This is a genomic window from Paraglaciecola sp. L3A3 (assembly GCF_009796765.1).
Lineage (GTDB): Bacteria > Pseudomonadota > Gammaproteobacteria > Enterobacterales > Alteromonadaceae > Paraglaciecola.
This window is the reverse complement of the sequence record NZ_CP047023.1, coordinates 574,331-588,347: the sequence shown is the minus strand read 5'-3', so window position 1 is coordinate 588,347 and position 14,017 is coordinate 574,331. Positions and strand designations below refer to the sequence as shown.

The 14,017-nt window shown below is 40.0% G+C and carries 10 protein-coding genes; 5 read left to right on the top strand and 5 right to left on the bottom strand.

All coding sequences use genetic code 11. From position 1 onward, the window contains the following. Positions 1 to 102: 102 nt before the first annotated feature. The 5 genes from GQR87_RS02495 to GQR87_RS02475 all read right to left on the bottom strand — a co-directional run bounded on the left by GQR87_RS02495 (position 103) and on the right by GQR87_RS02475 (position 5,060). Complete coding sequence (locus tag GQR87_RS02495) at positions 103 to 1,587, bottom strand: DUF3526 domain-containing protein (protein ID WP_158966224.1); 1,485 nt, start codon at positions 1,585 to 1,587, stop codon at positions 103 to 105. After that, positions 1,584 to 2,975 (bottom strand): DUF3526 domain-containing protein, encoded by a 1,392-nt coding sequence (locus GQR87_RS02490; protein ID WP_158966222.1) that lies wholly within the window; start codon positions 2,973 to 2,975, stop codon positions 1,584 to 1,586. Before GQR87_RS02490 ends, GQR87_RS02495 begins: the two co-directional genes overlap by 4 nt. After that, positions 2,972 to 3,694: an ABC transporter ATP-binding protein gene (locus tag GQR87_RS02485; protein ID WP_158966220.1), complete on the bottom strand. Its 723-nt coding sequence runs from the start codon at positions 3,692 to 3,694 to the stop codon at positions 2,972 to 2,974. Before GQR87_RS02485 ends, GQR87_RS02490 begins: the two co-directional genes overlap by 4 nt. Positions 3,695 to 3,772: 78 nt before the next feature. Then, positions 3,773 to 4,444, bottom strand: a complete 672-nt coding sequence (locus GQR87_RS02480; RefSeq protein WP_158966218.1) for a DUF1826 domain-containing protein — start codon at positions 4,442 to 4,444, stop codon at positions 3,773 to 3,775. 217 nt (positions 4,445 to 4,661) lie between these two features. Continuing rightward, positions 4,662 to 5,060 (bottom strand): MerC domain-containing protein, encoded by a 399-nt coding sequence (locus GQR87_RS02475; protein WP_158966216.1) that lies wholly within the window; start codon positions 5,058 to 5,060, stop codon positions 4,662 to 4,664. Between the two features lie 162 nt (positions 5,061 to 5,222). On the opposite strand from GQR87_RS02475, the gene GQR87_RS02470 reads away from it, so the two are divergent. The 5 genes from GQR87_RS02470 (at position 5,223) to GQR87_RS02450 (ending at position 13,982) form a co-directional block, all read left to right on the top strand. Next, positions 5,223 to 7,670, top strand: coding sequence for a TonB-dependent receptor (locus GQR87_RS02470; RefSeq protein ID WP_158966214.1), 2,448 nt, complete (start codon positions 5,223 to 5,225; stop codon positions 7,668 to 7,670). Positions 7,671 to 7,742: 72 nt separating this feature from the next. After that, entirely contained in the window at positions 7,743 to 9,125 is a 1,383-nt protein-coding gene (locus GQR87_RS02465) for a 5-methyltetrahydrofolate--homocysteine methyltransferase (RefSeq protein WP_158966212.1), read from the top strand. Positions 9,126 to 9,225: 100 nt separating this feature from the next. Continuing rightward, positions 9,226 to 10,233: a GTP-binding protein gene (locus GQR87_RS02460; RefSeq protein ID WP_158966210.1), complete on the top strand. Its 1,008-nt coding sequence runs from the start codon at positions 9,226 to 9,228 to the stop codon at positions 10,231 to 10,233. Positions 10,234 to 10,658: 425 nt separating this feature from the next. Further along, complete coding sequence (locus GQR87_RS02455; RefSeq protein WP_158966208.1) at positions 10,659 to 11,570, top strand: VacJ family lipoprotein; 912 nt, start codon at positions 10,659 to 10,661, stop codon at positions 11,568 to 11,570. A 3-nt stretch (positions 11,571 to 11,573) separates the two neighbouring features. Then, positions 11,574 to 13,982, top strand: a complete 2,409-nt coding sequence (locus GQR87_RS02450; RefSeq protein ID WP_158966206.1) for an RND family transporter — start codon at positions 11,574 to 11,576, stop codon at positions 13,980 to 13,982. Positions 13,983 to 14,017: the final 35 nt, after the last annotated feature.

The following is a 14,017-nucleotide window of genomic DNA, read 5'->3' as shown; positions in this document are numbered from 1 at the left end:
GTTAAAAGCTACGGCTAAAGGTTAAATCAACGCTGCGTGGCGCTAATGCATCTGATATTAAAAAGCTTAATAGTGTCGCTGAAATTATTCGCAGAATCACAGTTATAAATCCTCAGGCCAAGTATGCAAATGACGTAGCCTTGCAAAGGCAATTAGCATAGACAGCAATAACAAACAAACCGTTACACGAATAACTTGTATTAACCTCGATACTACAGATGGCTCTTGAAATACAAATTCAGGAATTTGATCGTAAGCGGTAAAACTAAATTGACCTGAACTTCCCTCAGGTTTGAGGGACGGATTAATAAGCTGTTGATAGATCCTAGTGTAAAACATCTCCCGCAGTTGTAGTTGATAGTCACGGGTTTGCGCTAGAAATAAATGATGTCGCGTACTGTTTGTGCCAGCAATAACCGATAAGGCATTAATGACCCCTAAACTAGGAGACAAATATTCTGCGATAGATGAAAATTGCTGCTGATTTTGCCGTGATTTTTCAATTTCTTCGTGCATAGGTTGCAAACGTTTTTCAAGCTCAGGAGCGAGAAAGGTTAAACGTGTTGCGTAATCTATTGTTGGAACCGTATCGAAATTTCCGGCTAACATGGGATGGGTTTTGAACGCTTTAGCCACCAGTTCAGAAGCTTCACTATTAACCAAATCTTGTTCATGACGGGTCTTATTGACATACTCTAAATAAGAAGGTGGATCGATGGTGATATTCTGTATTATGTTTAACAACATAGGCATACCAATCAATAATCCGCCCCATATACCGATCAGCACACTCATTGCGCCAGCAGCACTTAACCAATAACTCAATACTACAAAACAAATTGAAAACCAAAATAATGTATAAGCAGCGATAACAATAAATATCGTCAATATTTCAGCTAAGTTTGCGAAAATTGGTACACTTGTTAGCCATAAAGCAAACCAAACGGTGATAAAAATAGAAGGAAGAACATAGATAAATAAAGCAGCTAATCTAGCTCCAAGCCAAGCACGTGGTGTTATTGGTTGTGCAGCTATAAGGCGTAAAGAGCCGTTGTCTCGTTCTAAGGTTGTTAAAAGTGCCGCCAATAATAAGATAACGATTGGTAGCAAATAAACGACGACAAATGTTAGATCAAACTGCCCTAATGCTAGTGAACGAGGATTTTCAAAATCGTATTGCGGGTCGATACCAAAGCTAGTTTCCAATTTCACTGGTAAACGACTTGGCAATAAATCGCTATTACCCACAGCAATTGGAGATAAAGCCAAATGAGGTTTATAAGCGAACTGTTTTAAGAAGTAACGACTAAAGCCTGATACATTTGTTGGGTCTTGCCAGTAAGGTAAATCTGGTTGTACCGCGGTAGAATAACGTTTGGCGCTGGCCTTGATTTCAGCATACCAATCTGTTGTATATTGTTGATTTTTATAAATACTCTCAGTTTGGCTATGGTGCAGTGTTTTACCTGATAAAGCACCAAAAAGCATGGCAAGACTCAGTAGTAAAAGTGCGATAAGCACAATTGGCTTACGCCACATGCGTTGTATTTCCCAACGTAAAAGTAAGTTAAAAGTGATTTTATTCATAACTGCATTTTCCGTATGGTGAATAATAGTAAGGCAAAACCCAAAGTACCCCATAAAACTAGAGCCCATAACGCAGACGACGCTTTTTGTAATGACTCATTGATAACCAAAGGTTGATAAGTAAATTGAGGAATTTGAGACCATAATGATTCGTCATCCGTGTGCTTAGCGTTTGGATGTTCCATTACCTCTTGGTTCATACGATTAACCAACGAGCGCCGGTATTGCTCTGCTGTATTGATAAAATGTTGGTGTTGACTAAAGTCTGTTCCTGAAATAATGGGCGATACGCTATATAGTGCAATCGCGGGTGATAGATAAGAAAATAGTTCAAAGCGTGCATCTTGGTTATCTACTTGTTGATAAAGATTTCCCAATACTTGATCAAACACCTTATGGGAATGCCGCTCAGCATAATCTAATTGAGCTCCACGTAAATCAATCGACAATTCATCTTCAGTGTCGACTCCATGCTCCTTAAGTATAGCTTGGCGTCGCTCTTCACCTTGTTCTGCTGTCCAATAAGAAGGAGCCTTTTTGGCTATCTCTGTTTGGATAGTTTGCGTGGTTGGAAGCGGCATTGATAAGTTAACGCTGGCACTAATCCAGCGAGGTAAAATGAGTACAGTAACAATCCAAAACCCTATCAAAATAATAAGTGCAATCCTTGCACTTCGGGCAATTAGCGTAATAGACATAGCGAGCATAGCGATGATCAACAAATAACATGACATGGTCAGCGTCCACAACAACAGTCGATATATATTATCGAATGAGAATGAAGTTTGACTAATCATGTTTATTAATGCGACGAAACAAGATGGAATAATTAATGTGGAAATTAGCACCAGCATAACCGCAAACATTTTCGCAAAGATGAACTTTGTAGGGTGTGTACTAGTGCTTAAAACAAAGCGCAATACTCCTTTTTCTTTTTGCAATGCAATAATAGAAAACACTAGCAAACAGATGAACAAAGGGGCAAAGGTAATAATCAAAGAAGATGGATGTAACAGACCTGTACGTTGCAATACTGATGCTTCACCTTGCTCCCTATAAAGCATATTATTTTGGGCATGTGCCTCAAGCCACACTGTTTGTCCAACAAAGGGCTCAATACCAGCATCTAAGGATGAAAGTATAGGTGTCGATTTAAATACGAAAACACTATAATGTGCAGCGGAATGAGGATCTTTTTCTCCCTGATTTAGCCAGCGGTCTCGTTCAATTTTAGAAATAGTCTCTTTTTTCTGATTGATTTGTTTGGTATGAACTGCTGTATGTAACGCAGTGATGAAAATGAGAAGCCCAAAACATAAAACCGAGAACAGCAAGGCTCGTTTACGAAAGAGCATGACTAACTCAAAATAAACTAATCGAATAATCATGCAGAAAGTTGCTCCAAATATAGCTTTTCAATATCAGTTGCACTCAAATTACTGGTATCACACTCTTGCACTAACTGGCCAGCCTGCAAAATCCCCAAACGGTGGGCAACATCTTTGACTCGGTACAAATCATGAGTAGCCATCAACACGGCAATTCCTTTACTTGAGGCAGTGCGTACAACATCTGAAAGTTCATTGGCGGCACTAGCATCAAGCCCAGAAGTAGGCTCATCTAATAGCAACAATTTAGCTTTTTTAGCAAGCGCTATAGCAAGACCTACTTTTTGTCGCATGCCCTTCGAAAACATATCGGTACGTCGATTATGAGCGTTTTCTTGCAGTCCTGCTTGTGTCAATATTTCACTTGCATGCGTTTTATCTAGTGATTCACCAGAGAGTAACGAAAAATAAGTTAAACATTCAATTGCGGTTAATGAAGGCGGCAACATTACCGACTCAGGTAAGTAAGCGATAACTTGACGTGTCAATGCAATATTTTCATGGATACTGCTACCTACAAGTTTAACGCTGCCTTTGTCTGGTGTAATAAAACCTAAGATCAAATTTAATGTTGTAGTTTTTCCTGCGCCGTTTGGACCTAATAATGCGTAAACTTCGCCTGCATCAAGGGAAAGTGACAAGTTGTTTAAAGCCTTATGTATTCCAAATGTTTTATAAATCCCATTTAATTCTAAAATAACTTCTTGTTGATTATTCATATGACAACCTATTAATTTAATACACGCGATTAATGAATCAATTTTTTACTAATTGGCGATAACTTCTCTGTTCAATGTTTAAACAAAATCTAGCGTAAGCAATAAACGTTTTTCGCCGGAGCGATATGGCGGTGAACGGTGAACAACAGCAGTTTCTTCATTACCTATCCATGCAGAACCCTTTAACAAAGCGACATCACCAGCGTTCATGCTTTCTATATGGACATCAGTTGGGTAAAGACCGGACTCACTATCATCTAGGCCGTTGCTACCGTGACCAAGCTTGCTTCTATCTAAGTTGTTATCGTCTAACCACTGGGTGCCTTGTCCAGAAAAAGTCGTGACTAATCGGCAAGGTACCCGGTCAATATGAAATCGAGGACACATAGGCAAATCGAGTAACCTTATACGAAACCCCACTTGGTCAAGGTCAAACAAGGTGCAAAACATATCGACCAATTCGCTGGTATTGCTGATAAAGGCATCACCTAGCGTCGTTCGTTTTAGTTCATCGCGAATATCATCTTCAATATGTTGTGCTCTAATAAAAGCAGAACGATCAAGATGGGATGCAGTGTTGATAAACTCTGTTACTTCGGCTTTTATTTCATCCGACAAATCCCTCTGCCACAAAGCTAAATTCACAGTGTCATCGTAAATATCTGTGAGAATGTTGGGCTCGTTTGCGCTTACTGAACGTCTGATAGAACCAGTACTTGTTTGGTCTTTTATAACAGTTTGAGATTGCATAACCACTCCGGTGTGAATTTTTTAAATTAATAGCTGATTTTTGTTATAGCTATTTTGGGGATAGCTGGCGGTTCTTTTTAGGACAGCTGATGGCTCTTTCAAGGACAGCTGATAGCTCTTTCAAGGACAGCTGATAGCTCTTTCAAGGACAGCTGATAGCTCTTTCAAGGACAGCTGATAGCTCTTTCAAGGACAGCTGATAGCTCTTTAAAGATGGCTAATGGCATTGGCTTAATAGCTTGCGGCTTTTAAAGTTTCTAATGTGTCCGTAAGCCACTAAAATCGAACCAATAACTGACATAGCTACCTCGCCTGTATCACCAAAAACAGCGTGTCCCAAAAAAGCTACCAGCAATAAAATACTCATGCCCATTGAGGTAATCAGCACCACAAACCAGTTACGATGATGAAAATAGCCAGACACCACAGCAAATGCACTTATTGGTAGTACTCCATATAGTAACCAAGTGTGAAAACGCTCATCACTAAAAATGGCAATACTGGTTAAGGTGGGTAATAAAATTAAAATAATCGGCAATACTAAACAATGGATCATGCACAAGGTAGACAGTGTTATAGCAGAGCGGTCAGCCACATTAAGAAAAGCTTTAAGCATTTTGACTCCAGATAAAAGTGATTCAACACCTCCGTAAAACCCAATCAGTTAGTAATCAACTTCAAAAAGTAAGACCGAGAAAATAAGTATTGAACAGGTAATTGTTATAATATAACATACCATCACAAATTGTTACAGTATAACATTATAAGAGACTAGGAAATGTATAATATCTCCCGAATAGCAGCTCTGCTAAGCGCACTTTTACCCACAAGTGTATTAGCCCAATCTATTGAAGGTACCGTCAAAAATAGTGATGGCAATGTGGTTGCAGGAGCCTTAATTCGAATTGAAGGAAGCACAAACTCAATAGTGACCGACCAAGCAGGCCGTTTTGTGATTAATGACTTAAGCGTAGGCAATAACGAATTTCATATTGCTGTTCCAGGTTATGCTCATCTCCATCAAGACATCGTATTGGCGAAAGATGAGGTTAAATCATTAGCCTTGACTTTATCTCGGTCGCCTATTGAAGTGATAGATATAGTCTCGACTCCTATTCATATGTCAGTGATGGAATCGGCCTCGCCCGTTAATGTGATTAGTGGTGAAACATTACGCCGCCAACAAGCTGCGACCTTAGGTGACACCCTTGAAAAACTACCTGGTGTACAAACAAATTTTCATGGCAATGTTGCGAGTACGCCTATTATTCGTGGCTTAAGTGGCCCTAGAGTATTAATAGCCCAAAACGGTTTAGACGTAAGTGACGTGTCTAGAGTGGGGCCCGATCATTCGGTTGCCTCAGAGGCATCCACTTCACAGCAAATTGAAGTACTCCGTGGCCCAGCCACCTTATTTTATGGTAGTGGAGCTATAGGTGGTGTAGTCAATGTAGTTGACGGCCGAGTACCTACCGATAGTAGCACTCGCGGAGAATGGTTACTGGAAAACGCTTCAGTTAACGATCAAAAATTAGCCTCTTTTAATGCCACTACAGGTACTGACTCATTTGGTTTTTATGCCGATGGTTATTGGCGTAAATCGAATGATTATGCAGTGCCTGTTGAAGCTGAAGCAGATCATGACGACCATGATGATCATGATCACGACGAACATCAAGAGTCACACGATTACACAGTGGCCAACAGTGCTGAAGAATCAAGCGGCTTTACCCTAGGTGGCAGTTATTTATTTAATAAAGGTTATGTGGGCGTTGCGATTGAGCAGTTTAATCGTGAATACGGTGTGCCAGGGCATAGTCATGGCGGTGAAGACGAAAACGTATATGCGGATCTAGAGCAAACTCGTATCCAACTATTAGGTGAATTTAACCTTGATGGTGATTGGCTTAAAAAAATTAATTTACGTACGGGTATAACCGATTACGAACATGCCGAAATAGAAACCGGTGAAATAGGCACCTTATTTGAAAACCAAACTGAAGAACTTAAGCTAGATATTATTCACAGTACATTTGCAGACTGGAACGGTGGACTCAGTTTTCAATACAAAAATAGCGAAGTCGCAGCCCAAGGCGAAGAGGCCTTTACTCCTCCGTCTAAAGCGCAAACTATTGCATTGGGCCTGATGGAAGAAAAACACATAGGCGATGTGTTACTGCAATTGGGCGCTCGTATAGAACGAGTCACACTAGAAGCTGACAATGTTTTACTACCTCAACTCGAAGCTCACGATCATGCCGAAGAAGTGGAAGAGGACGAGCATGACCACGACCATGAAGAAGAAAGTAATATTACCCGTGTATTTGCAGTGGATCATGAATTTACTCCGGTTAGTTTATCTGCAGGGTTAGTTTGGGAATTTACTGAGGGTTATAACTTAGGACTATCAGTGTCTCGTTCGCAACGAGCCCCTTCTGCTTCTGAATTATTATCTTTTGGCCCACATATTGGTACAGGCAGCTATGAAGTGGGTGCTTTGTTTGGCATGCACCAAGAAGATGGTGAAACCCATATTGAACTAACAGAGCAAACCATTGATTTAGAAACCGCTAACAATATTGACCTGACTTTACGTAAGAGCCAAGGGGATTTAGCTTTTGTATTTAATGTGTTTTATAACCAAGTAGATAATTACTATTATCAAACGGATACTGGGTTATTTGCTGAGAGTGGTCACGACCATGACCACAGCGCTGAAGACGAACATGATCACGGTGTTGAAGACGAAACGGAAAGTGACGAACATAGTGATGAACTACCCGTTTATATTTTCCAAACAGACGATGTTATTTTACATGGCTTTGAAGCACAAATTGCTTGGCAAGCAACCAGTGAATTTAAAGCAACGATCTTTTCTGATTTTGTTCGTGCTCGCCTTAAAAATGGAGGAAATTTACCTCGTACATCACCTATTCGTTTTGGAACCCAATTTACTTACCAAAATGAAAAACTTAGTGCTCACTTAGATATCACTCGTTATCAAGAGCAAGACAAAGTCACCTCAACTGAAACCATAACTGATGGATACACTATGGTTGATGCCAGTGTTTCTTATGACGTTCCTCTGTTCAATCAAGACATAGCCGTATATTTCAAAGGCAACAATTTAACCGATACAGAAGCCCGGGTGCATACCTCGTTTATTAAAGACGTGGCACCACGACCAGGACGCAATATCTCAGTAGGCGTACGGGGTTACTTTTAGTTTGAAAGGTTATAGGAATGCTTAAGCCGCTCGATTTACAAAATTACATTTATTGAATACAAGGAATACACAATGAAAAAATCATTTCAGCTTAATTTATTGACTGCGGCCATTAGCACTTTACTGCTGTATGGTTGTGGTGATGCAGACACTACTATTATCGAAAAAGACCCAATAGTAGTAGATGAAGACGATGATCATGATGATCACGGCCATACTGATGACGAGTTTACAATTGAATCATTAGGCCGCCTTGCTGTGTTGTCTGGCGAAAGTAACGAGGCAAGCATATTTGATTTAGACGATAACAGCTTATTAGATACCTTCTCACTCATTCATGATTCTAATACCTTAACCTATTCAGCGGGTTACCGTTTTGCGGTTATTGCTAGTCGCAGTAATGATTATGTAGGCTTTATTGATGGTGGTATGTGGCGTGAAGACCATGGTGCGCATTTACATGATTATGAGCAAGCACCAGAAATGAATCATCTTGAACTGACAGGTAGTCGTCCTACACATATTGTTAAACATGATGGACTGATGGCTGTATTCTATGACGGTGATGCTGATGCTGGTACTCCCGCTGCAGTACAGGTTGCTACCGACCTAAATATTAGCGCTGAAACTTCAGATTTAGCAAGCTTAAACTATACAGTAAATATGCATGGTGTAGCAGAGCCTAAAGGTGAATACTTACTAACTACAGTACGACGTGACGATGCAGAAAACACATCAGCAGCGAAAATATTGCCTGATCAAGTGGCGGTATATCATTTACATGATAACGAATATGAACAAGAGCAAGTGTTAGATGTGTTGTGTCCTGATTTGCACGGCGCCGCACAAAATGAGGATTACGTTGCCTTTGGTTGCTTGGATGGTGTATTAGTGGCACATCAACATGATGATGAGTATGAAGCAGAAAAAATCATTAATATTGATGGGTTAGATGGTTTACGAATAGGCACCTTATATGGCCATGAAGAAAGTGATTCATTTATCGGTATTGCTGCTGGTCATGGCGGAGGCGCAGCAATTCTAGTCAATGTCGATCCTGAAAATGGCACAATGGAAAAACTAGAATGGCAACCCGAAAGTGACGCCAGTCCGGTATCTTATAGTTTTTCACATGAAGCCGAAACCTTTCTTATTTTAGACAGTCAAGGTTACTTAAATATCTTAACTCCTCATGAGCACGATGGAGAGACTCACTGGGAACTTAAAGAAAGTATGCAAATATCTGAACAAGATATTTCTACTATGCCCGAAGGGATGTCCTTTAGTATGACAGTGGCGCAAAATGGCCACTATGTATATGTGTCAGATCCTATCGCTAAACATATTTTGCAGATTGATCTTGAAACCACAGAAATAACCAGCGACATTGATCTAAATTATCCAGTTGCCAGTATTACTTGGTTAGGGATAGCTGAAGAAGAGCATGATCACTAGATTGTTGTTCTAAAGGGTAAACTGGTTATGGGGTATTCATTCCCCATAACCAATTATTTTACATAACCTGAACTCAGGTTACATACAAAACACGAGCCCTATGCAAAGAATTGAAAAAGTCCCCACAAATATTATTACCGGTGCACTAGGTGTCGGTAAAACCACTCTGATCCAATCTTTGTTAGCGCAAAAACCTAAAGATGAACGTTGGGCAGTATTAGTCAATGAATTTGGTGAAGTCGGTGTTGACGGCGCATTACTCAGCGATCCAGAAAATGACGGTATTTTTATCCGAGAGGTACCTGGAGGATGTATGTGTTGCACCTCAGGATTACCCATGCAAATAGCACTCAATTTTTTGTTGGCCAAGTCTACACCTCATAGGTTATTAATTGAACCAACAGGCCTCGGCCATCCTAAAGAAGTGCTACAAACTTTGAGTGAAGATCACTACAAAGACGTGTTAGATATACGTTCGACTCTGACACTGATTGATATTCGTAAACTAAGAGATAAACGTTGGCGATCCCACCAACCTTTCCAAGATCAGCTAGAAACAGCCGATCATATAGTCGTGACCAAATCAGACTTATACCAAGATGATTTAACACCGCTGCTGACAGATTACCTAAATGAATTGGGATTAACAGAGATACCCATCAGTTATGCACACAACGGCAAAATTGATCCTAAAATTTTGCTCGGCCAATCAAAATATCAACAACCTAGTAACCAGCATACACACTCTCACCCAGTCACATCAAATATCATGCAAACCTTAACTGCCCCAGAGAGAGGCTCAATAAAAATAGCCAACAGTGCGGAAGGTTATTATTCATATGGATGGATATGCGCGCCAAGTAAAATTTTCGACTTTAAAACGGTCATGGATACCTTCACCCCTTTAGCGGTAGAGCGCTTAAAGGCCGTCTTAATTACCGAACAAGGAGTAATGACATGTAATTTGAGTGACGGCTGTCTATCTGTGAATATGACAGGTTTAGCAGAAGCAGCTGATTCACGAATAGAGTTTATCAGCAATGATAAAATACTCGCCGAAAAAACTTGCAAAATACTAGAAACAGCGTTTGAGTTAAGCAGTAAATAATGGCCAGTAAAAGCAAAAAACATTTCACCATAGAGCGCTTCGCTATACAGAGAAATGATGGTTTAAAGTAAATAGCCACTATCTTTAGTTCTGGCATCCCTGCATGCTCTATGCAGGGATCCATTGATTATATTTTCGTTGAGTTTCGAGATAGCTCATGTTGCAAGGATAGACTTTTAACTTTCAATGTAGCTGCCCCTAAAGTTCCTTCAACAATACAACTTCACCGACAAAACATGTCAAATACTAGAAACAACGTTTTCTTTGGTTAAAGGTTAATTATTAAGTGCTACGATAGCAGCGAATGATTTCAGTCAGTAAAAGTGATCCTTCGACTGAATAAAACCGTATTATGCATTGGAGCTTAAAAAACAGCTTGAAAATTTTAAGCTAAACAAAATCAAAACCTGTTAAGGAATAAGCCGTTGCGAACCTTTAGTTACAAAAAGCCATCATTAAACCCTCTGGTTATCTTAGGTTTTATTTTAATATTAGGGTCTTGCAGCAGCAATAAATCTACACAGCAAACCGCCGCCACTAATCAAAACACTCAAACCCAGCAACTAGTCGTAAAAAGCTCTCATGGCACTCATACCATCGAGCCCACAGTGGTTAGCTATGCTGCCGATGACAGCCAAGCTGTTGTAGATGGTGAGCAACCAGCTGCATTTGATGACCCGTTAGAATTTATCAACCGGCCCATATTTGCTTTTAACGACAAATTATTTGAATACGTGTTAATTCCTGCCAGTAAAGTCTACTTGGCGATTGTGCCCACCCCAGTTAATCAAGGCGTCAGCAATTTTTTTGCCAATATTCGCGAACCACTTAATGCTCTCAACCAACTATTACAAGGTGAGGGGATATCTAGCGGTAAAAGTATTGGTCGTTTTTTAATTAACTCAACCATAGGTGTACTAGGCTTATTTGATCCCGCCACTGCTTGGTTCGAGATCGATGAAAATGTGTCGACTATTAATGACACTTTAGCGAGTTATGATGTGGGATATGGTAGTTACTTAGTCATACCAATACTAGGACAATCGGATTTACGTAATGGTTTCTCTACCTTAACTGAGTCTATCATTAGCCCCATTGGCCAGATTTCGAATGACCCTCAGACATTGTATATTCAAACTTATGACGGATTTCATGCATTCACCCCGCAGGCTGAAAGTTACCAAACCTTAAGTAGCCAAGCTGATGATCCCTATATTTTCTTTAGAAATTTATACATGCAAAGCGTACTCAGAGACCAGCAATATCAAGATAAGACCAACACAGCAGAAACTAACAGTGATACCAGTGACTCTAACTCCCCTATGGAGTCTGAATAATTTATGATTAAATCTCTAGCTAATTTCATTATTTCTCACGCCAAACTTGTGTTGTTAATGTTTGCAGTGGTGACCGGTATCTCTATTTGGGCGGCACAAGCGTTCAAGATAGATGCTTCAGCAGAGACCTTATTAACCAAAAATAATAAGCTTTATGTACAAAGCCAAGTTATGGGTAAACGTTTCTCTCCTCAAGAATTTATCTTGGTGGCATACGAGCCTACAAATCATGAGTTGTTTAGTCAGCAATCATTTAACGATATTGAAAATATCTCCGCTGAATTTAGCAAACTTTCCAGAGTCAGTGCTGTTACCAATATTTTAAACGTACCTTTGCTGTCTCTCACTTCCTCGTTAGATCCAAACTTAGATCCTGACGAGCTATCTTGGCAAAGCCAACAATACTCGCCAGAAAAAATGCAATCGGTGTTTAAAGATCATCCGCTATTTACCGACTTGTTAGTAAACGGCAAACAAACTGCCACAGCCATGCAAATATTATTTGAGCCCAATCAACAACTACAAAAAATTGAAAATCAAATTATCGATATACAGCAAAAGATTTTAGAGGGCGAGTTAACCGCAGCCGAGCAGCAACAGATAGAAAAGCTGCAAGCACAAGCCGAGCCCATCAAGGCCGAACTCACAATCACTCGTCAGCAAGAAATCCATAAGATTTACCAAATTATTTCGCCATACGAAACAAACGCCAATATGTATTTAGGCGGTGCTTATGTGCTTAGCCAACAAATGATAGATATTATTCAAAGTGATTTATTGATTTTTGGCAGCGCCATAGGTTTAGCCATTTGTTTGCTGTTATTTATTTTATTCAGAAAGATACGTTGGGTGGTTTTGCCTTTAGTATGCTGCGCCTTGAGTGTACTGATAACAGTAGGCATTTTTGGCCTACTTGATTTACGTGCCACGGTTATTTCATCTAACTTTATTGCCTTACAACTCATACTGACTTTAGCCGTAGTGGTGCACCTAATAGTTGAATTTCGCCAACTTGAAGCGCAAGATAAAAATGCAGATCAAGTCAGCTTGTTACGCCAAACCTTCTGCAATAAATTTAGCCCTTGTATCTATGCAGGTTTGACAACATCTGTCGGTTTTGCCTCTTTGTTATTCAGTGGTTTGCAACCTGTAGTCAGTTTTGGCTGGATGATGATAGTGGCTATGGCTGTGTCAATTGCAGTTAGCCTGGTATTGTTTCCAGCCATATTATCGTTACTTAAACGCAACGACGAAAGTTATTCTAGCCGAGCCAGTCAATGGTTAATTAATAAACTTTGTAATTTTACCAATCAATTTCCGACCCTAATCATTATTTTTACCTTAATCGTGGGCGGTGTATCATTTGGCGGAATATTAAAACTCGATGTAGAAAATAGTTTCTTAAATTACTTTAAAGATTCGACCCAAGTTCGCAAAGAATTAGATTTTATTGACCGTGAATTTGGTGGCTCTACTCCCCTCGATTTAGTGTATAGCATACCTGTGAGTGAGCAAAAACCCGATCTGGTGATGAGTGCTAACACTGTACAAATGCTGCAAAAGATTCAATTTGTAATGGCCGAATATGAAGCCACTGGCAATGTCACCTCAGTGGTTAATTTTACTGAACTGGCTAAACAAATTAATCAAGGGAAACCGTTAACCGAATACGAGCTCACAGTTATTTACCGCCTACTCGACAGCTCTCTTACCGAGCAATTATTAGGAGCCTATTTTGACCCTGACTCGCAACAATTGCGCATCAGCACACGTATTAAAGACAGTACCGAAAACTTTAACCGCGCTGAGTTTCTAAAAACCTTCAAAGCCGACCTAGCCACCCTAGGCGTCACAACTGAAAGCTATTCATTAACCAATTTATTTGTCATGTATCAAGATATATTACAACGGCTATTTACCTCACAAATCATGACTCTAGGCTTGGTATACATAGCTCTGACCTTAGTGTTATTCGCAATATTTCGTTCAATTAAAGTGGCGCTGATTTCTGTGATACCCAATATTCTCACCACTTTAATCATACTAGGTGTGATGGGTTGGCTAGGCATAGCGCTAGATTTGATGACAATTACCATAGCCGCCATAGCTATGGGCATTGCGGTAGATGACACCATTCATTTTGTGCACAGATACCTAGAAGAGCTAAAAAAAGGCGGCAATACTCAGGCCATAAAACGCACCTTTGATAGTGTGGGTTATGCCCTGCTGTATACCACTACCATCATAGCTATGGGCTTTTCGCTATTAAGCTTTTCAGACTTTGTACCTAGCATACTATTTGGTTTATTAACCTGCCTAGCCATGCTGTTAGCCCTGATAACCGACACCACCTTATTACCGGTATTGCTGCACAAGTTTGTAAAATCCCGAAAGACAGATATCAGTAAGTAAATGCACAATTAACAATAACGTTTGATATGAACTTA

Coding starts and splice junctions, on each gene's coding strand:
- GQR87_RS02495 (WP_158966224.1), bottom strand. CDS start 1,587: ATGAATAAAATCACTTTTAACTTACTTTTACGTTGGGAAATACAACGC.
- GQR87_RS02490 (WP_158966222.1), bottom strand. CDS start 2,975: ATGATTATTCGATTAGTTTATTTTGAGTTAGTCATGCTCTTTCGTAAA.
- GQR87_RS02485 (WP_158966220.1), bottom strand. CDS start 3,694: ATGAATAATCAACAAGAAGTTATTTTAGAATTAAATGGGATTTATAAA.
- GQR87_RS02480 (WP_158966218.1), bottom strand. CDS start 4,444: ATGCAATCTCAAACTGTTATAAAAGACCAAACAAGTACTGGTTCTATC.
- GQR87_RS02475 (WP_158966216.1), bottom strand. CDS start 5,060: ATGCTTAAAGCTTTTCTTAATGTGGCTGACCGCTCTGCTATAACACTG.
- GQR87_RS02470 (WP_158966214.1), top strand. CDS start 5,223: ATGTATAATATCTCCCGAATAGCAGCTCTGCTAAGCGCACTTTTACCC.
- GQR87_RS02465 (WP_158966212.1), top strand. CDS start 7,743: ATGAAAAAATCATTTCAGCTTAATTTATTGACTGCGGCCATTAGCACT.
- GQR87_RS02460 (WP_158966210.1), top strand. CDS start 9,226: ATGCAAAGAATTGAAAAAGTCCCCACAAATATTATTACCGGTGCACTA.
- GQR87_RS02450 (WP_158966206.1), top strand. CDS start 11,574: ATGATTAAATCTCTAGCTAATTTCATTATTTCTCACGCCAAACTTGTG.